This window comes from Leifsonia sp. Ger2509 (genome assembly GCF_055231915.1).
In genome coordinates this window covers 1,473,903-1,490,788 of record NZ_JBUYVB010000003.1, presented here as the reverse complement: position 1 = coordinate 1,490,788, position 16,886 = coordinate 1,473,903, and the positions used below count along the sequence as shown (strand labels likewise).

Here is a 16,886-nt window from a genome sequence, read left to right as displayed (position 1 = left end):
CTCAGCCCTTCCGGCCCTGGGTGGCGACGCCCTCGATGAAGAAGCGCTGGCCGAAGGCGAAGAGGAGAAGCATCGGGATCGTGACGAGCAGCGCGGCGACCATCACATACTGGTAGTCGCCGTGGCCGCCGTTGGTCGGGCTGAATTTGGTCATCGCGTAGGCGATTCCGAGAGGCACGGTGAAGCCGCTCGGGGATCCGCCGTTCAGGTAGATCAGCGACGCCTGGAGGTTGTTCCAGCTCGCCTGGAACTCGAAGATGAAGATGATGATGAACGACGGGATGGACAGGGGCATCGCGATCCGGCGGAAGAGGCCGAAATAACTTGCACCGTCGATCCGGGCAGCCTCAAAGAGCTCGCGGGGCAGACCGAGGAAGAACTGTCTCTGCAGAAAGATATGGAACGCCGACCCGAAGAGGTTGAGGCCGAACAGCGGGACCCACGTTCCGACGAGGCCGAGGTTCTTCCAGATCAGGTATTGCGGCACCATCGTCACGGCGCCCGGAAGCATCATGGTCGCCAAGACGAGGGCGAAGAGGAACCCGCGCCCCGGAAACCGGAAATACGCGAACCCGAACGCGACGACCGAACTCGAGATGGCGACGAAGCCTGCCGCGAGCACCGCGATGAGGATGCTGTTGACGAACCAGTTGAGCAACGGGAGTTGGTTCCAGACCTCGACGAAGTTGCCTGGAACGAACGTGCGGGGGATGAGCGCGTTGTCGAACACCTGCCCGCGACGAGTCGGTTGCTGATCCGGAACTGGATCAGCGTTATACCGAGGATGATCAGAAACAGCAGCCAGGCCATCGCCGCCGCGAAGCCGAAGTCGAATCAACGCGTGGCTTCACCGCCCCTTTCGCAGCGCAGTGCGGTGGACTCTTTTCACGATCGCGGACACCCCGAAGAATCGGGATTTCTTGCGCGGCGCGTGGATGATCCTCAAGGCCGTCCCGTGGATGGCGCGGGAACGTCGCCCGATCAGCAGGCAGCTCGACGACGAGCTGGCAACGCTCGACCAACGCCGCTTCGCAAAACGTCGACGATTCTTCTCGACGCGTGCCTGGCGCCCGGAAGACGCCTGATCGCCGGCTTATCGGCTGCGCTCGCGCTCGCCGTCAGCGCGCTCCATCGCGTCGTCGCGCAGTTCGCGGCCACGCTCGATGTCGCGCTCTTCCGCGTCCGCGGCCTTCCTGCTCCTGGTCGTGTCCCGAGGCGGCAGCTGGATGTTCTCTTCGGCCGCGATTCCGGCCTGGAGTTCGCGCCCGCGCTCGGTCTCCGCGTCGAACTCGGCCCCGAACAGCAGGGCCATGTTGGCGATCCACAGCCACAGCAGGAACACGATCACGCCGGCAAGCGACCCGTAGGTTCGCGCGTAGTTGCTGAATGTCGTCACGTAGAACCCGAAGAGCAGCGTTGCGACGACGAGGACGACGAGTGCGATCAGGGAGCCGAGGCTCATCCAGCGGAACCGGGGCTGCTTGGCGTTCGGCGTCGCGTAGTAGAGGATCGCGACGAGAAGGACGGCCACGAGTGCGAGCACCGGCCACTTGAGGATCGACCAGACGACCTGGGCTGCGGACCCGACGGAGAGGGCATCGCCGACCGCTTTGGTGACGGGACCGGACACCACGAGGATGACCGTTGCGACGACCATGAGGGCGATGCCGATGACCGTCACCAGCAACTGCTGCGGCTTGAGCTTCCAGAACAGGCGCCCTTCATCGATCTCGTAGATGCGGTTCATCCCGCGACTGAACGCCCCGACGTAACCCGACGCCGACCAGATCGCCACGACGATGCCGGCGACGAGGCCGAAGCCCGCCGCCGGCGACGTCGCGAACTGCTCGATCGGGCCGCGCAGCAGGGCCGCCGTCGAGCCGGGGGCCACCTGCTGCAGGACCCCGAGCAGGGCGTCGCCGGCCTTCTTGCCCTGGCCGACGACGCCCAGCAGGGACATCAGCGCGATCAACGCCGGAAACAGCGAGAGTACGGCGTAATAGGTGAGCGACGCCGCGATGTCGGAGCACTGGTCGGTGCTGAACTCGCGAAACGTCTTTCTCACGATCAGTTTCCACGACGGCTTGTGCACGCCCGTCGGACTCGCCGGCTTGCGGGAGTCCTCGGGTGACGGCGCGCCACTGAGCCGTTCGCTGGCACCGATGTCGGTCATGATCGCGCCCTACAGCTCGTTCTCCTGAAGCGCGTGCTTCGCTTCTCCGGCCTGATCTTTGACATCGTCGACCGCGGAGGACGCTTCGTCTCGCACGTTCTGCACCGCATCCGTCGCGGTCGCCTTGACCGCGTTCACCGCATCCTGGGCCGGTTGCCGAAGGTCGTCCGCCACATCCTTCGCCGCGTCCGTCACGGTGTGCACCAGCGGCTGGGCAGCGTCTTTGACCGAGGAGGCGATGCGCTTCTCTGTGTCACTCGCCGGGACGAGCGACGCCGCCAGCCAGCCGACACCGAAGGCGATCAAGCCGACCGCGAGCGGGTTGCCCTGGGCTTTCTGGACGACCTTGTGTCCAGCCTCTGCCACATCGTCGCCCGCGGACGCCATCGACTCCTTCGCGTCGTCCGCCACGCCCATGACGCGGTCTTTCACCGAGTAGAACGCCGAGCGCACCTTGCGTGTCTGGCGCTGGGCGATCTTCGACGGGCTGACCTTGTCGGCAAGCGCATCGACGTCGCTCCCCAGGTCGCGGCGCGTGGCCTCGATGTCTGCACGGATCTCATCCGGGTTGTTCGTCATCGGTTCTCCTCATTCCTTTTCAGCGTGTCCGGGATTTCTTTGATCGTGTCCACGGTCTGCGGGACACCTCGGATCGATTGGATGCTCTTGCGTCCGACCACGAAGAGCACCAGCGCGACGATCGCCCAGATCACCGCGACGATGACTGCGGACCAGGCGTTGCCCATCAGGTAGCCGAGCGCCCACCAGAGGGCGACCGACAAGAAGAAGACCGCCATCAGTCCGGCGTAGCCGGCGCCTCCCAGGAGGCCCGCACCTTTCTCGGCGCGCTTCGCGCTCTCCCGGAATTCGGCTTTCGCGAGCTCGACTTCCTGGCGCATCAGCGTCGAGATGTCGCGCGAGACCTCGGTGAGAAGGTCGCCGAGCGAGGTGGTTTCTGCTTTCTGCTCGGAGGGTGTGGGGATGTCGGTCATGGTCGGTCCATTCCACCCGTGCCGGTGACCGGGTATTCGGCGACCGTGTCGGCCTCGAATGCCGGCTCCGGGTCTGTCCAGGTGCTGGGAGTGTCGACGACCGTCGGCGGGATGTCCGTCGGCGGGACGACCGTCGCCGGGACGGCGGGCGGCACCGAGACCTGCGTTCGCGCCTGGGAGGACTGGTCGTTCCCGCTCGCCACCCCGCGTGTGAGGCGACCGGCGAGTACTCCCGCGATGGCGGCCCCCGCGATGAAAGCGCCGGGGCGACGACGTGCGAATGCCCGGACATCGTCGAGGAGGGTTCCCGGATCGCGCTGGTTGAGCCAGGTGGCGATGTCGCCGGTGCGGGCAGCAGCCTGCTTCACCAGATCCGTTGCCACCCCGCGCTCGGTCGCACTCGCCGCCATCTGCCGGAACTGGTCGCTGACCGACCGAAGGTTGCCGGCCAACCGCTCCTGCTGGAGCGCCGCTTGCTCTTTGAGTTCTTCCTGGGTCCTCCCGAGCAGCTCCGAGAACTGCTCCTTCGCTTCCTCAGCGACATTCGCCGCCTCGTCTTTTGCCGTCTCAGCGACCTGCTGGGTCGACCTCTGCGCCGTCTCCGCGACGTGCGCTGCCTGCTCACGAGCAAGCTCGGCAGTGTCCTCAGAGGAGCCGCTGTTGGTCGTGACTGTTGCCGACGCTGTGAAATCGCGCGTCGCCGACGAGTTGTAGTCGGTCATAGTGTCCGCCCTTTCCTTGTTATGCAGTGGTGAGCTTGCCCGCCAGTGTCAGCCGCCGCACCCGAAAGAAACAGGGGTTACCGACCGGGGAAATGAAGGGTATGCAAGTCGCGCGCTGGACTATCGCAATCGAGGCTCCGTGGGCCACACTTATGAGTGTCTGTTCCGTCAGGATGGACGTTCGGCCGCGGGCCCAACCCCGGACCCACGGCGTTACGTGGCGGCGAACGCGGGCCAGGAGGTGGCTCCGATGGGTCGGCTGTGTTACGGACCGTTTCCACCGATCTCGATCGACGACTACACGCTTCAGCATCTGCAGATCGTGATCGGGTTGAAGCTTCAACGGCGTGAGGGGTTCTTCTTCTGCTGGGTGGATGACTCCGACGGGCAGGCTGCGCAGGTCGCAATCTGGATCGACCCGGGTATTCCGATCTCGTTCCGCTACGACGCCGCCCCACGGCGCGACATCAACCGGGAATGGTTGGACCGTCTGGCCCTCGCCTCGAATTCGTCGCAAGGGCTACGGCTCATCCCCGAGCCGGTGTCGGAGCGGATCGCTCCAGCGGACGCGCAAGAACCCCGTGGGGTCGACGTCCTGCCTCCGACGTGAATCAGCCTCGCCGCTTGTCCGCCCGCGGCCGGGCGTCGTCGGAACTCTTCTTCGCGCGGTCCGCGGCTTCTCGGCGAAGCGTCGCGTTCTCGCCCTCCAGGTCGAGGACCTTGCCGATGCCGGCGAGGTTCACGCCGTCGTCTTGCAGCTCGGAGACGCGCCGCATCCGCTCGATGTCGTTCGAGCTGTAGCGGCGGGTTCCTCCTTCGGTGCGGGCGGGGCTCAGCAGCCCTTTTCGCTCGTAGAGCCGCAGCGTGGCGGCGGGTAGTCCCAACAGTTCGGCCGCTACCGCCATGCTGTACACGGGTCGGCTCCCGGCGCTGTCATCCATAGGAACAGTCTGCGAGGAGCGGTTGATCAATGTCAATCGATGGTGTATAAAATCTGTATCAAACGGATAAGATAATGTGCATCACTCGAAGTGACCCCTTCGCGACACGCGGCACAGCGGGAGGTGAGGACCGTGTCGATGGCAGACGCCGTGAGCACGACAGAAGCATTCGCCGAGTTGGTGTATGCCGACCAGGAGTTGGTCGATCTCGAATTCGAGGAGATCATCTCCGGATGGGCCGACACACCCCGCACCGCTCGGGTCTGCCAGCGTTGGGACGGGGTACGTGTCGCTCCGATCGGGGGGGAGAATGCACCTCGTGTCGCCAGGCAGGTGAGGCTCATTCGACCGCGGTCGACGATCCGTTCGCCTCCGCCGGCGCGGGGCGCTTCAGCCCCGATGTGCGTCGCTTGAGAAAGTAACAATCGGAAGGAGAATCTCACCATGTCGATGTCATTCGACCCTTTCAGCCAGCTGGACCGGATCGCGCAAAGCGTCTTCGACACCAGCCGGCAGCCGCGGATCATGCCTGTCGACTTGTTCCGTGAAGGTGACCAGTACGTGCTCAATGCCGACCTCCCCGGAATCGACCCGGGCTCGGTCGATGTCGACGTCGACGGCCACCTGCTGACCATCCGCGCACAACGCTCGGGAGCGAACCGCGAAGGCGCACGCTGGTTGGCACAGGAGAGGCCGTTCGGTTCCTATATGCGCCAGTTCTCCATCGGTGACGACGTGAATTCCGAGGGGATCAGCGCAAGCTACGACAACGGCGTGCTGAGTGTCGTCATCCCGATCGCCGAGCGCGCCAAGCCGCGAAAGATCATGGTGCAGTCGGCGACGGACCGCGAGCACAAGGTCCTCGCATCCTGATCCGCCGACCGGGCTCTCACGGATGTGCATGTCGGACCGCATGAGGCGGGCGACCCGGATGCTTACCCGAGAGACCACGGTGGTCGCCGGCTGGGCCCGCCGGCGACCACCCGCCCGGAGCGCGGTCGAGGCCGCGACGCCGATGGGGGATCGGCGGATGAAACCCCCACCCGGACCCTAGATCAGGGCCGATACCTGAATTCGGATCTCATCCATGAGCGCATCGACGCTCATTCCGACGTTGAGGCTCGCAGCCAGGGTTACGAACATCGCAGCGGAGATCAGCCGCGCAAGGACGCCGGCCTTGCCCTCGTCAGCGAGACCGTGGCGGCGGAGGATGTCTCCGGTCGCTCTCTCGGTCTGCTCGACGATGGCGAGCGCCTTGGCGTGATGCGGTTCTGCAGCGTCGCCGAAGACCATTTCCCTCAGGTAAGCACGGCCATTGTCGATCTGCTCCCGATTGCATTCCACGATCGGCCCGAGCATCGCCAGGATCGCCTCCAGCGGGTCGTTGATGGCGTCGGCTTCGGCCACCCCCTCGGCGAGCGCAGCCTCATAGTGGGCGTTCTGGACGAGCAGGAGGAGTTCGCCTTTGGTCTTCGCATAGAGGAACAACGTGCCGGTGCCGATGTCCGCCTTGTCCGCGATCTGCTGCGTGGTGACATCGTCGACCCCGTATTCGGCGAACAGTTCGCCGGCGGCCGACAGGATGCGGTCCAGCTTCTCCTGCTTGTTGCGCTCGCGCCGGCCGGCCGGAGAGGCGATGGTCATGACGGGTCCTTCTGGTCCACGGTGCTGGAATTCGAATCTGTCGTCATCGATCCTGCCACGGACATCGCATCCATCGGGCGCCCATCATCAGGGCGCGAGGAATCGAACCGCGGCCGCCGCAAAGCTCTCGTGGAACTGGAAGACGCCTCCGTGTCCGGCATCGGGATAGATGACCAGCTCCGATTCTGCGATTCGCCGGTGCAGTTCTTCGGACAGCACAGAGGGGACCATGCGATCGTTGTCGCCGTTGGCGATCAGGGTGGGCTGCGTGATGACGGACAGGTCGGAGGCCTGGGACCGGCCGAACCGCTGGATCGCCTTCAATTGCGTTCGGAAGGCTGAGAGCGTGATCGGCTTGTCCCGGTCGAACGTGCGTTCCTGGAGGCGTTCGACGAACGCTTTCCCGGCGAGCTTGCCGTTGGCGTTGCGGTTGAAGAAGAGGTACTCCTTCGGGTCCGAACGGGTCAGGGTTGCGCGAAGGATGTCGTAGTACGTGGTGCGCGCGACCTTGTCCATGTCCTTCCCGCCACGGGGGCCCGTGCCGGTCAGGACGAGCCTCCGCACCAGGGTGGGATGTTCGACGACGAGGTCCTGCGCGATCATCGCGCCCATCGAGAAGGCGAAGATGTCGATCAGGTCGAAACCGAGCGCCCGGATGAACCGATAAGCCTCGTCGGCGGCCTGATCCAGCTCGCGAGGGAAGGTGCCGCTGGACCCGCCGACGCCCGGCTGGTCGAAGGTGATCACGTGACGATTCTTCGCGATCGGGTCGATGATGCGGGGATCCCAATTGTCGAGATTGCCGGCGAGGTGGACGAAGAAGACGACAGGAACGCCGCCCTTCGGCCCGAGCTCCCGGTAGGCATAGGTCGTGCCGGCGACAGCGATGGTCTTTGTCGGGGCCAGTGCGTAGGACGTGATCGGAACGGGGTTGGCGGTAGTGCTCATTGCAGGTTCTCCTTGGGGTTTAGTGACGTGGGGGGTGGGTCAGCGCATCGTGATGACGGCTTTGCCGCGGACGGCACCTGCGGATACGTCCGCAAGGGCTTGGGGAGTTTCGCTGAAGGGGTAGGTCTTTCCGACGAACGGTCGGATGATGCCGGCATCCACGAGGTCGCTGATCTCCTGCAGCTGGTCGCCGCTGGCGTGCATGAGGAGGAACTCGTAGCTGACGCCGAGCCTCTTGGCCTGGTTGCGGATGGTGCGGCTCAGAGCGGCGATCCCCGTGCGAAGCAGGGGATTGAGCCCCGCCGCGCGGGCGAACTCAGGGGTCGGCGGGCCGGCGATGCCGATCGCCTTGCCGCCGCGTGCCAGTGTGCGCAGCGACTTCTCGAGGTTCTTCCGGCCGAGGCTGTCGAGCACCAGGTCATATCCGGCGAGCTGGCTTTCGAAGTCCTGCGTGCGGTAGTCGATGACGATGTCGGCGCCGATCCCGCGAAGGAATTCGGCGTCGGAACCGCTGGCCGTGGTCGCGACATGCGCGCCGAGGTGCCTCGCGAGCTGGATCGCGATCGTGCCGACCCCGCCGGCGCCGGCATGGATCAGGACTTTCTGACCGGGCTGAACGTTGCCGCGCTCGACGAGTGCCTGCCAAGCGGTCAGGGCGACCAGGGGGAGGGATGCTGCCTCCACGGGTGTGATCGATGCCGGCTGAATCGCGAGGTCCGACTCGTCGACTGCGATCCGTTCGGCGAATGTGCCGATTCGTCCATCGCGGACACGCCCGTACACGTTGTCTCCAGGCCTCACGTGCCGCACGTTCGCGCCGGCGCGGATGACCGTGCCCGCGACGTCATGGCCGAGCGTCAGGGGGATTCGGTAGGGGAGCAGCTGCTTGAACTCGCCGAGCCGGATCTTCTCATCCAGCTGGTTCAGGCCGGCCGCGGCGACGTCGATGAGAACGTCGTTGTCGCCCAGGTCGGGTTCGGGTCTGTTCGACTCGCGCAGGGGGCTTTTGTAGTCGTCGATGACGAACGCTTTCATGGTGGTCTCTTCCGTTTCTAAAACTGAGTAGGCTCAATTATGACCATGCTCGGTTTGAAATGTCAAAAATGTGAGGGGAGGGCAGCAAAAGTTTTGGCAGTTTTTTCCAGTTGACGAATACAGAGGGAGCTACTTATCTTTGTGCCAAGACGTTTTGCCAAAACGTTTTGTCACCGTAAGCTGGTGAACTAGCTCCGCGGTCGATGCCGCGCCAAGTTGAAATCGGAGTAACGATGCTTCGCACGAATATGACGGAGTCCCGTCGAGTGCGTTTCCCGCGCACCAAGGTGGCGGCGACTGTCGCGGTCGCCACCGTCTCGTTGATCGCCCTGAGCGCATGCACCTCGGGCCCGTCGTCAAATACATCCTCTGCAGTGAAGTCGATCACCGTTCTTGTCGAGGCAGGTGGACACGCGGAACTTCAGCCCATCGCCGACCTCTATGCGAAAGACAAGGGCGTCAAGGTCAACTTCGTCGAGCTGCCGTACAACGGCCTCTACAACCGCGTGAACAGCGAGCTGTCGACCGGTAGCGTCTCGTTCGACGTCGCAGCCCTCGATGAGGTCTGGCTTCCGGCTTTCGCGGCCGGGCTGCAGCCGCTGAACAGCATGTACACGTCGGAGGTCAAGGCCGACAACTTCCCGGCGGTGGTGCAGGGAGCAAAGGTCGGAGACAACTACGTCGGCATGCCGGCATTCGCCAACTCGGAGATCCTCTACTACCGCACGGATCTGTTCAACGACCCGGCCAACCAGTCGGCGTTCAAGGCGAAGTACGGCTACGACCTGAAGCCACCGACGACCTGGCAGCAGTACTCCGACGTTGCGGCCTTCTTCACGAAGAACGGCATGCATGGCGCGCCGCTGCCCGGAGCGGAGGAGACCCAGTACCTCGCAATTCTCTCGCAGGCGGGTGAGAAGCACATGGTCCTGAACGCCGCAGGAACCAAGTCCACACTCGGTGACTCGGCGAGCCTCAAAGCGCTCGACTACTACACGAGTCTCGCGAAGTTCGCGCCCCCCGGTGTTGCGGCCGTGGACTGGAATGCGGCACAGAACCTGTACAACCAAGGCAAGTCGGCCATGATGCTCTTCTGGGCGCACGCCTACCGCCAGATCCCGTCGAATTCGCCCGTGTTCGGAAAGACGGGCGTCGCACCGATGATCGGTGGTCCTGCCGGTGTCGCGGGCGTTCCCGGCCCGTTCTACTTGAGCATCCCACGGGACGGCACCCACCAGGCTGCGTCCACGGCCTTCGTGAAGTTCGCGTACGACCACAACGCCCTGAGCGCGAATACGTCTCTCGGACTCGTGGCCCGCATCTCCGCTTTGAAGCAGTTCGCGGGAAAACCGGGTTATGAGTCCTACAACCCCATGGTCACCACGCTATCGGCTCCGGCGACGATAAGCCGTCCGGCGAACGGAAACTGGCAGAACATCGTGAACAACGTGCTCATCCCGATGATCCAGAAGTCGATGCAGCCCGGCGCGGACAACGCCGCGCTCCTGAAGTCGGCCGCGACGCAGGTCGATCAGATCGTTCAGCAGTAGTCATGACCGCAACCACGCACGAGCGGCCGGCAACCCGGCCGGCCGCTCCCGGCTCCCGCCGACCGGCGTCCACGTCACGCAAGGGTTTCCGCCTCACGGATGGCCGGTTCGCCCTCCTGCTGATGCTGCCCGCAGCGCTCTTCCTCGCTGCCTTCGTGGCATGGCCACTGATCCAATTCGTCGGCAACAGCTTCTTCCACTACAACCCGATCGCCGGGAGCCCCCGCACGTTCGTGGGGTTCTCGAACTACACCCGGGCGCTCACGTCGGCGGAGTTCAGCAACTCGGCGGGGCGGACCATCGCCTACACCGCGATCGTCGTCTTCTTCGAGTTCGTGCTCGGCCTCACGGTCGCACTGCTCTTCAGCGGCCTGGGCAACCGCTCCCGGATCTTCCGGACCATCTTCCTCTACCCGCTGATGATCGCCCCGATCGTCGCCGGTCTGCTCTGGCGATTCCTGCTCATCGACAATTCCGGAATCGTCAACCAGCTTCTCTATGAGGCTCACATCATCTCGTCGCCCAACCAGATCCAATGGTTGAGCGACCCGAGCATCGCGTTGTTCTCGGTGGCGCTGCCCGATATCTGGCTCACCACGTCCTTCATCGCACTGGTGTTGTTCGCCGGCCTGCAGAACGTGCCGGGGGAGATCCTCGAGGCGGCGCGGATCGACGGGGCACGTTATCCAACCCTGCTGTTCCGGATCATCCTTCCCCTTTTGCGCCCCGTGATCGCTGTGGCGCTCATCGTCCGCGGCGTCGATGCCGCGCGGGCATTCGACACGATCGTCGTGATGACGAACGGCGGCCCGGAGAATTCGACGAATGTGATGTCGCTGCTCGTCTACAACACGCAGATCGCGAACGGGAACCCTGGGCTCGCCAGTGCGATGGGCACCCTCTACTTGATCGCGATGATGATCGTGGCCATCGTCGCTGTACTCACCATCTGGCGTCCAGGGAGTGACCACTGATGAACGGACTCGAAACGCGGCGCAGCGGCACCCGCGCCATCCTCTGGACCGCTCTCACGGTGCTCGTCGTCCTCTACGCATTCCCATTCGTCTACATGCTGTTCACGTCGTTCAAGACGCCGATCGAGACGAACGCGATTCCGCCGACGATCCTGCCATCGGTCTGGACGATCCAGAACTACATCACGGCCCTCACGACGCAGGGTGTACCGCAGTCGTTCGTCAACAGCATCGAGACGGCCGTGATCAGCACGGTTCTTTCACTGGTCCTCGCGGTGCCGGCGGCGTACGCCGTCACCCGCTACCGCACCCGCCCGGGCCGGATCTTCATCCTTCTCGCGCTCATCATGAGAATGGTTCCCGCCATCGTCGTCGGTGCGCCGCTCATCTCGATCTTCCACAACCTCGGCCTGTCCGATACGAGCCTCGCGCTGGCGATCGCGCAGACCACGATCTCCCTGCCGCTGTCGATCTGGCTCATGGCGAGCTTCTTCGAGGCGGTCCCGGATGAGCTCGAGGAATCCGCCCGCGTCGACGGATGCTCGAGGATGGGCGCTTTGTGGCGCGTCGTTCTCCCTGTCACCCGAGGGGGAGTCGCCGTCGCGGCGATCTTCGCCTTCCTGGCATCGTGGAACGACTTCATTTTCGCGTTGCTTCTCACGTCGGTCCGTGCCGTCACGACGCCCCTGCAGATCGCCAACTTCCAGAGCCAGTTCGGCCTGGACTGGGGCAGTATGACGTCGCTCGCGGTGCTTTACTCGGTACCGGTGATCGTGCTGGCCATCGTGCTCCAGCGGCACATCGTCGCCGGCCTCACCCTCGGAGCGGTGAAAGGGTGACCCACGGCGACGTGGGAATGTCGACGCGTGCTGTCGTGGGCGTGAACCAGGAAATGGGGAGACAGAAGTGACCGTGAAGAGTGCAGGGATCCGCGAGGTCGCGGAGCTCGCAGGGGTGTCGATCACGACGGTGTCGCACGTGTTGAACGACACCCCGCACATGAGAGTCTCCGAAGAGACGCGCGCGCGTGTGCGCGAGGCGGCGAAGTCCATCGGATACGGGCCGAATCGGATGGCACAGGGGCTCCGGACCAACCGGTCGGGCCTGATCGGCCTTCTGAGCGAAGAGATCGCGACCACTCCGCACGCGGGACGGATCATCCTCGGCGCGCAGAACGCGGCGCGTGAGCACGATCTCACCCTCGTCATCATCAACACGGATCGCGAGGCCGGCGGCCCGTCCCACCGGGCGGATGTCCAGGCCCTGATCGACCGCCAGGTCGACGCGGTCCTGTACGCGACGATGTATCACCGCACCGTATCCCTTCCGCCGAACCTACAAGAGCTGCCTGCTGTCCTGATCGACTCGACCGACCGGGCGGGCATCGTCCCGGCGGTCGTCCCCAACGAGGTCGCGGGCGCCGTCGCCGCCGTCGGCCATCTGGTCGAGGCCGGGCACACGCGCATCGGTTTTCTGAACAACGACGACGATGTGCCTGCGACGCACCTCCGCCTCGCCGGCTACCGCCAGGTCCTCCAGGAGCACGGCATTCCCTTCGACGAGAGCCTGGTCGTCTCCGCCCCGTCCGAAACGTTTCCCGGATACGAGCTCGCTCGCGAGGTCCTCGGCAGGAACGACAGGCCGACAGCTCTGTTCTGTTATAACGACCGGATGGCGATGGGCGCCTACCATGCGGCGAGTGAGCTCGGTCTCGAGATCCCCGGCGACCTCTCCATCGTGGGATTCGACAACCAGGAACTCATTGCAGCGAACCTCTTCCCCGGCCTGACCACAGTCGCACTCCCTCACTACGAGATGGGGGCCTGGGCGGTCGAGACGCTCGTGCACCTGCTTCAGGGCGAGGCCGAATACCGCTCGCTCGCCGACGAGCCCACCCTTCTCGACTGCCCGCTCGTGGTCAGAGGGTCCGTGGCCGCACCACGAGCCGACTGAAAGGAACGACATGCTTCACCTCGCCGCCTCCTGGGTGTGGGATTTCTGGATCGCCGACGACGGCGACGACTATCACCTGTTCTTCCTCAAGGCGTCCCGCGCCCTCCTCGACCCCGATCGACGGCACTGGCGTGCCACGATCGGTCATGCAACGTCGAAGGATCTGACGAATTGGACTGAACACGCCGATGCGGTCATCCCGGACGACGCACCCACGTTCGACGACCTGGCGACGTGGACCGGTTCGGTCGTGCGCGAGGACAGCGGTTCGTGGCGGATGTTCTACACAGCCGTCAGCCAGTCGGAGGGCGGACTGAACCAGCGGATCAGTTCCGTCGTGTCGGATGACCTGTTCACCTGGCGACGGGAGCCGGGCCGTCAGGTGCTCGAACCCGACCAGCGCTGGTACGAGACGGCGACGACCAGACAGTGGCCGGACCAGGCGTGGCGTGATCCCTGGGTGTTCCGCGATGGCGGCGTCTGGCACATGCTGATCACAGCTCGGGCGAACCACGGGGATTCGGACGACCGCGGTGTGGTCGGCCATGCGACATCTTCCGATCTGACCAGTTGGACGGTGCAGCCGCCGCTGTCGGCGCCCGGGTCGGGGTTCGGGCACCTCGAGGTGATCCAGACCATCGAACTCGAGGGCCGGCCGGTCGGGTTGTTCTCCTGTCTTGCAACCGAGCTCTCTCGCGAGCATCGCGCCGAGGAACCGGTCGGCGGCATCTGGGCTTTCCCGACCGTTTCGCTGGCCGGGCCGTTCCACATCGAGGACGCGTACAGGATTACCGATGAACGACTCTATGTGGGTCGTCTCGTCCAGGACCGTTTGGGTCGATGGCAGCTTCTGGCCTTCAGGAACAACGATGGCGACGGGGGCTGGGTCGGGGAGATCACCGATCCGCAACCCGTCCACTGGAGCGACGGACGCCTGGAGATCCGCACACACGACTCAGTCGACGCGCTGAACATCCGGATTCCTTCATGAGGCCGAGCGCCCTCGTCGTCGGTGAGGCACTCATCGACGAAGTCGTCGACGGAGGGCGGGTCAGCCGCCATCCCGGAGGATCGCCGGCGAATGTCGCGCTCGGTCTTGCGCGCCTCGACGTCGCGACCATGTTGCATACAGCGATCGGCGACGACGCGGACGGAGCACTGATCCAGCGACAGCTACGCACATCGGGCGTCGCCGTGACTCCGGGCTCGGTGACGAGCGCGCCGACGTCCACGGCGACGGCCTTCCTCGCTGAGGACGGGTCGGCCAGTTATCGATTCACGCTGCGCTGGGACCCGGCGCGGCTCGGTGATCGTGAATCGCCGACGCTCATCCACGCCGGCTCGCTCGGCGCATTCCTCCAACCCGGCGCGGAGGTCACCCGGGAAATCCTCGTGCGCGGCCGGAGCGATGGTGCCCTGATCAGCTTCGATCCGAACGTCAGGGCGTCCCTCATGCCGGATCCGCACCGGACTCGCGCGTCATTCGAGGAGTTGGCGCTCAGCTCCCAGCTCACGAAGCTGAGCGACGAGGATGCGGAATACCTGTATCCGGGAATGACTCCCGAGGATGTGCTCGACCGCCTCATCGACAGCGGAGTCAGCGTGGCCGTGGTCACCCGTGGAAGCCAGGGCGCCTCTCTCGCCAGTGGCCACCATCGCGTCAGCATCGGAGCTGCCCGGACCCGCGTCGCCGACACCGTCGGCGCTGGCGACTCCTTCATGGCAGCACTGATCTGGGCGCTCGCCTTCGACGGAGACGGGTGGGACGGAGGACCGATCTCGGCCGAGCGACTCGAAGCCGTCGGCGAAACGGCTGCACACGCAGCAGCGATCACGGTCTCCCGACCGGGAGCCGACCTGCCGCGCCTCAGCGAACTGCAGGCAGCCCGCACCAGCGTCCCAGTGACACGAGAGGCGAGTCGATGACGAGCGCCAACCACTACGACGTGACGAGCTGGCCCGTCGGTGACCCCGCCGAAGACATCGGCGAGGTGATCAACAGCATCATCGCCGATGTGAAGGCACGTCAGGAGACCACGGATGAAGGCCAGGGTGGAAAGCCAGGCGCCGTCATCTACATTCCGCCGGGGGACTACCACCTTCGGACCCAGGTCGTGATCGACATCAGTTTCCTCAGGATCGAGGGCTCCGGACACGGCTTCACCTCGTCGAGTATCCGCTTCAACGTGCCCGAAGACGAGTGGCCCGACCTGCACGAGCTGTGGCCCGGAGGCAGCCGCATCCTCGTGGACATCCCCCGTGAAGAAGAAGCGGTCGAATCCACGCGCGCCGCGTTCTTCATAGAACGAACCGGGAGCCCGCGGATCAGCTCGGTCGAATTCTCCGACTTCTGCATCGACGGTTTGCACTTCGACTCGGATGGCTCGGAGCTGCATCCGGAGAACACCTACGTCAACGGCAAGACGGGCATCTATGTCGCGAACGCCAACGATTCCTTCCGCGTCACAGGCATGGGGTTCGTCTACCTCGAACACGCACTCACGATCTACAACGCGGACGCCCTGTCCGTTCACGACAACTTCATCGCTGAATGCGGAAGCTGCATCGAGTTGCGCGGATGGGGGCAGGCGTCGAAGGTCACGGACAACCTGGTCGGCGCCGGCCCCAAGGGTCACACGATCTACGCCGAGAACCATGGCGGACTCCTCGTGACGGCGAACAACGTCTTCCCCCGCGGCGCTAGCAGCGTCTATCTTCACAGCGTCACGCGTTCGAGCGTCACGAACAACCGCTTGCATTCGTTCTACCCCGGGATGGTCGTTCTCGCGGCGGACAGTTCGGAGAACCTCGTGGCCTCGAATCATTTCCTGCGTGACCACGAGCCGTGGACTCCATTCCTGGGAGTCGACAACGGGCTGGACGACCTGTACGGACTGCTCCGTGTCAGCGGCAGCAACAATTCTCTGATCGGAAACCACTTCTCCGAGGTCATCGACGCCGAGAGCATTCGTCCGGCCGATGCGACGCCGGTGATCATCCGGCTGGTGGCGGGCGGTGGCAATTACGTCGCCAGCAACCACGTGGTGGCCCTGGACGCGCATCCCAGATCGGGTGATTCCGCATTCTCGGCCCAGGTCGACGCTCTGCTGACGACGCAGGCCGGCGACGCCCTCCACGTCGCGGCCGTCATGGTCGATTCCGGATCACCGCGGAATACGATCCTTGATTCAGGAAGCGGCTCCGAAGTCGTCATGGATACTGCCGCCAACGCTTTCAGACCCACGCCCGCGATCGGTTCCTAGTCACCGCCCGGGCGCATCCGGACCAGCATCGTGCTGGACGCGCGAGGCGGGTGGTGGAAGGATGCACTCGCAACCCCACACCATCCCTGCCATCAGGAAGGGGCGCACGATGACCGAGCACGGCCGACGCCCGTCAGGAGCATGCAGCAGCGCCGCGCCCACGCGAGCCAGGGTCACCCCGGTCGGCGCGATCGTCCGCGGTGCCATCGCCGGCGTGGCCGGCACGGTGGCGTTCGACCTCTGGCTGTACGCCCAATACCGGCGAAACCACGGAACCGAGCCCTTCCCGGAGTGGGAGTTCTCGGCCGACGTGAGCGATTGGGACGAGGCTCCTGCACCCGCGCAGGTCGGCAAGCGGATCGTCGAAGGGCTCTTCGAACGCGAGCTCCCCGACGAGAGCGCGGCTCCGACGAACAACATCATGCACTGGGCCTATTCAGTGTCGGGCGCCGTCGCGTACGGCGTCGTCGCCGCGTCCTTGAAGAAGCAGCGAACCGTCCATGGGCTGGTCTTCGGTACCGCGATGTGGCTGTCGGGCTACGTCATACTGCCGCCGATGCACCTCTACAAGCCGATCTGGCAGTACGACGCCAAGACACTCGGCAAGGATCTCGCCGCCCACCTCGTCTACGGGTTGACCACCGCCGCGGTGTTCTCCCGGCTCCTGCCGCGCCGTCGACGTCAGCTGTGA

The 16,886-nt window shown here is 64.8% G+C and carries 19 protein-coding genes and 1 pseudogene; 11 read left to right on the top strand and 9 right to left on the bottom strand.

Features of this window, described 5'->3' with window-relative positions:
• Nucleotide 1 precedes the first annotated feature (1 nt).
• Nucleotides 2-739: pseudogene (locus tag ACV7NN_RS07300) on the bottom strand (carbohydrate ABC transporter permease); the annotation flags it as partial.
• Nucleotides 740-935: 196 nt separating this feature from the next.
• On the opposite strand from ACV7NN_RS07300, the gene ACV7NN_RS07295 reads away from it, so the two are divergent.
• A complete protein-coding gene (locus ACV7NN_RS07295) occupies nt 936-1,085 on the top strand; it encodes a hypothetical protein (RefSeq protein ID WP_463348908.1) in 150 nt (49 codons plus the stop codon).
• A gap of 8 nt (nt 1,086-1,093) precedes the next feature.
• Here the strand turns inward: ACV7NN_RS07295 and ACV7NN_RS07290 are convergent, their stop codons facing one another.
• The 4 genes from ACV7NN_RS07290 to ACV7NN_RS07275 are packed head-to-tail and all read right to left on the bottom strand — an operon-like array spanning nt 1,094 to nt 3,887.
• Entirely contained in the window at nt 1,094-2,173 is a 1,080-nt protein-coding gene (locus ACV7NN_RS07290) for a YihY/virulence factor BrkB family protein (RefSeq protein ID WP_463348907.1), read from the bottom strand.
• Nucleotides 2,174-2,182: 9 nt separating this feature from the next.
• Nucleotides 2,183-2,752, bottom strand: a complete 570-nt coding sequence (locus tag ACV7NN_RS07285) for a DUF3618 domain-containing protein (protein WP_463348906.1) — start codon at nt 2,750-2,752, stop codon at nt 2,183-2,185.
• Complete coding sequence (locus ACV7NN_RS07280) at nt 2,749-3,165, bottom strand: phage holin family protein (RefSeq protein ID WP_463348905.1); 417 nt, start codon at nt 3,163-3,165, stop codon at nt 2,749-2,751. The genes ACV7NN_RS07285 and ACV7NN_RS07280 overlap by 4 nt, the downstream gene beginning before the upstream one ends.
• Nucleotides 3,162-3,887 (bottom strand): hypothetical protein, encoded by a 726-nt coding sequence (locus tag ACV7NN_RS07275; RefSeq protein ID WP_463348904.1) that lies wholly within the window; start codon nt 3,885-3,887, stop codon nt 3,162-3,164. Before ACV7NN_RS07275 ends, ACV7NN_RS07280 begins: the two co-directional genes overlap by 4 nt.
• A 250-nt stretch (nt 3,888-4,137) precedes the next feature.
• Here ACV7NN_RS07275 and ACV7NN_RS07270 point away from each other — a divergent pair, with 250 nt between their 5' ends.
• Nucleotides 4,138-4,497 carry a DUF7882 family protein gene (locus tag ACV7NN_RS07270; protein WP_463348903.1) on the top strand — a complete coding sequence of 120 codons (360 nt, stop codon included), beginning with the start codon at nt 4,138-4,140 and terminating at the stop codon, nt 4,495-4,497.
• Nucleotide 4,498: 1 nt separating this feature from the next.
• Here ACV7NN_RS07270 and ACV7NN_RS07265 read toward each other — a convergent pair whose 3' ends face one another.
• Nucleotides 4,499-4,828 carry a MerR family transcriptional regulator gene (locus ACV7NN_RS07265; protein WP_463348902.1) on the bottom strand — a complete coding sequence of 110 codons (330 nt, stop codon included), beginning with the start codon at nt 4,826-4,828 and terminating at the stop codon, nt 4,499-4,501.
• A gap of 444 nt (nt 4,829-5,272) precedes the next feature.
• Here ACV7NN_RS07265 and ACV7NN_RS07260 point away from each other — a divergent pair, with 444 nt between their 5' ends.
• Nucleotides 5,273-5,701, top strand: coding sequence for an Hsp20/alpha crystallin family protein (locus ACV7NN_RS07260; RefSeq protein WP_463348901.1), 429 nt, complete (start codon nt 5,273-5,275; stop codon nt 5,699-5,701).
• Between the two features lie 177 nt (nt 5,702-5,878).
• On the opposite strand, the gene ACV7NN_RS07255 is transcribed toward ACV7NN_RS07260, so the two are convergent.
• The 3 genes from ACV7NN_RS07255 to ACV7NN_RS07245 all read right to left on the bottom strand — a co-directional run bounded on the left by ACV7NN_RS07255 (nt 5,879) and on the right by ACV7NN_RS07245 (nt 8,455).
• Entirely contained in the window at nt 5,879-6,472 is a 594-nt protein-coding gene (locus ACV7NN_RS07255; protein WP_463348900.1) for a TetR/AcrR family transcriptional regulator, read from the bottom strand.
• An 87-nt stretch (nt 6,473-6,559) separates the two neighbouring features.
• On the bottom strand, nt 6,560-7,420 hold the full coding sequence (locus ACV7NN_RS07250; protein WP_463348899.1) for an alpha/beta fold hydrolase: 861 nt from the start codon (nt 7,418-7,420) through the stop codon (nt 6,560-6,562).
• A 39-nt stretch (nt 7,421-7,459) separates the two neighbouring features.
• Nucleotides 7,460-8,455, bottom strand: a complete 996-nt coding sequence (locus ACV7NN_RS07245) for an NADP-dependent oxidoreductase (RefSeq protein ID WP_463348898.1) — start codon at nt 8,453-8,455, stop codon at nt 7,460-7,462.
• Between the two features lie 374 nt (nt 8,456-8,829).
• Between ACV7NN_RS07245 and ACV7NN_RS07240 the strand changes: the two genes are divergently transcribed.
• The 8 genes from ACV7NN_RS07240 to ACV7NN_RS07205 all read left to right on the top strand — a co-directional run bounded on the left by ACV7NN_RS07240 (nt 8,830) and on the right by ACV7NN_RS07205 (nt 16,886).
• A complete protein-coding gene (locus ACV7NN_RS07240; protein ID WP_463348897.1) occupies nt 8,830-10,005 on the top strand; it encodes an extracellular solute-binding protein in 1,176 nt (391 codons plus the stop codon).
• A gap of 122 nt (nt 10,006-10,127) precedes the next feature.
• On the top strand, nt 10,128-10,979 hold the full coding sequence (locus ACV7NN_RS07235; RefSeq protein ID WP_463351254.1) for a carbohydrate ABC transporter permease: 852 nt from the start codon (nt 10,128-10,130) through the stop codon (nt 10,977-10,979).
• Entirely contained in the window at nt 10,979-11,818 is an 840-nt protein-coding gene (locus ACV7NN_RS07230; RefSeq protein ID WP_463348896.1) for a carbohydrate ABC transporter permease, read from the top strand. Before ACV7NN_RS07235 ends, ACV7NN_RS07230 begins: the two co-directional genes overlap by 1 nt.
• A gap of 73 nt (nt 11,819-11,891) precedes the next feature.
• A complete protein-coding gene (locus tag ACV7NN_RS07225; protein ID WP_463351253.1) occupies nt 11,892-12,932 on the top strand; it encodes a LacI family DNA-binding transcriptional regulator in 1,041 nt (346 codons plus the stop codon).
• 10 nt (nt 12,933-12,942) lie between these two features.
• The gene (locus tag ACV7NN_RS07220; RefSeq protein WP_463348895.1) at nt 12,943-13,923 is read left to right on the top strand and encodes a glycosyl hydrolase family 32; all 981 of its coding nucleotides are present in this window, start codon (nt 12,943-12,945) and stop codon (nt 13,921-13,923) included.
• Complete coding sequence (locus ACV7NN_RS07215; protein ID WP_463348894.1) at nt 13,920-14,858, top strand: carbohydrate kinase family protein; 939 nt, start codon at nt 13,920-13,922, stop codon at nt 14,856-14,858. The genes ACV7NN_RS07220 and ACV7NN_RS07215 overlap by 4 nt, the downstream gene beginning before the upstream one ends.
• A complete protein-coding gene (locus ACV7NN_RS07210; RefSeq protein ID WP_463348893.1) occupies nt 14,855-16,195 on the top strand; it encodes a NosD domain-containing protein in 1,341 nt (446 codons plus the stop codon). Before ACV7NN_RS07215 ends, ACV7NN_RS07210 begins: the two co-directional genes overlap by 4 nt.
• Before the next feature lie 109 nt (nt 16,196-16,304).
• The gene (locus tag ACV7NN_RS07205; protein WP_463348892.1) at nt 16,305-16,886 is read left to right on the top strand and encodes a DUF6789 family protein; all 582 of its coding nucleotides are present in this window, start codon (nt 16,305-16,307) and stop codon (nt 16,884-16,886) included.

What these genes read in the sequence shown, in the direction of transcription:
- ACV7NN_RS07295 (WP_463348908.1), top strand. Translation starts at nt 936, where the DNA reads ATGATCCTCAAGGCCGTCCCGTGGATGGCGCGGGAACGTCGCCCGATC.
- ACV7NN_RS07290 (WP_463348907.1), bottom strand. Translation starts at nt 2,173, where the DNA reads ATGACCGACATCGGTGCCAGCGAACGGCTCAGTGGCGCGCCGTCACCC.
- ACV7NN_RS07285 (WP_463348906.1), bottom strand. Translation starts at nt 2,752, where the DNA reads ATGACGAACAACCCGGATGAGATCCGTGCAGACATCGAGGCCACGCGC.
- ACV7NN_RS07280 (WP_463348905.1), bottom strand. Translation starts at nt 3,165, where the DNA reads ATGACCGACATCCCCACACCCTCCGAGCAGAAAGCAGAAACCACCTCG.
- ACV7NN_RS07275 (WP_463348904.1), bottom strand. Translation starts at nt 3,887, where the DNA reads ATGACCGACTACAACTCGTCGGCGACGCGCGATTTCACAGCGTCGGCA.
- ACV7NN_RS07270 (WP_463348903.1), top strand. Translation starts at nt 4,138, where the DNA reads ATGGGTCGGCTGTGTTACGGACCGTTTCCACCGATCTCGATCGACGAC.
- ACV7NN_RS07265 (WP_463348902.1), bottom strand. Translation starts at nt 4,828, where the DNA reads ATGGATGACAGCGCCGGGAGCCGACCCGTGTACAGCATGGCGGTAGCG.
- ACV7NN_RS07260 (WP_463348901.1), top strand. Translation starts at nt 5,273, where the DNA reads ATGTCGATGTCATTCGACCCTTTCAGCCAGCTGGACCGGATCGCGCAA.
- ACV7NN_RS07255 (WP_463348900.1), bottom strand. Translation starts at nt 6,472, where the DNA reads ATGACCATCGCCTCTCCGGCCGGCCGGCGCGAGCGCAACAAGCAGGAG.
- ACV7NN_RS07250 (WP_463348899.1), bottom strand. Translation starts at nt 7,420, where the DNA reads ATGAGCACTACCGCCAACCCCGTTCCGATCACGTCCTACGCACTGGCC.
- ACV7NN_RS07245 (WP_463348898.1), bottom strand. Translation starts at nt 8,455, where the DNA reads ATGAAAGCGTTCGTCATCGACGACTACAAAAGCCCCCTGCGCGAGTCG.
- ACV7NN_RS07235 (WP_463351254.1), top strand. Translation starts at nt 10,128, where the DNA reads ATGCTGCCCGCAGCGCTCTTCCTCGCTGCCTTCGTGGCATGGCCACTG.
- ACV7NN_RS07230 (WP_463348896.1), top strand. Translation starts at nt 10,979, where the DNA reads ATGAACGGACTCGAAACGCGGCGCAGCGGCACCCGCGCCATCCTCTGG.
- ACV7NN_RS07220 (WP_463348895.1), top strand. Translation starts at nt 12,943, where the DNA reads ATGCTTCACCTCGCCGCCTCCTGGGTGTGGGATTTCTGGATCGCCGAC.
- ACV7NN_RS07215 (WP_463348894.1), top strand. Translation starts at nt 13,920, where the DNA reads ATGAGGCCGAGCGCCCTCGTCGTCGGTGAGGCACTCATCGACGAAGTC.
- ACV7NN_RS07210 (WP_463348893.1), top strand. Translation starts at nt 14,855, where the DNA reads ATGACGAGCGCCAACCACTACGACGTGACGAGCTGGCCCGTCGGTGAC.
- ACV7NN_RS07205 (WP_463348892.1), top strand. Translation starts at nt 16,305, where the DNA reads ATGACCGAGCACGGCCGACGCCCGTCAGGAGCATGCAGCAGCGCCGCG.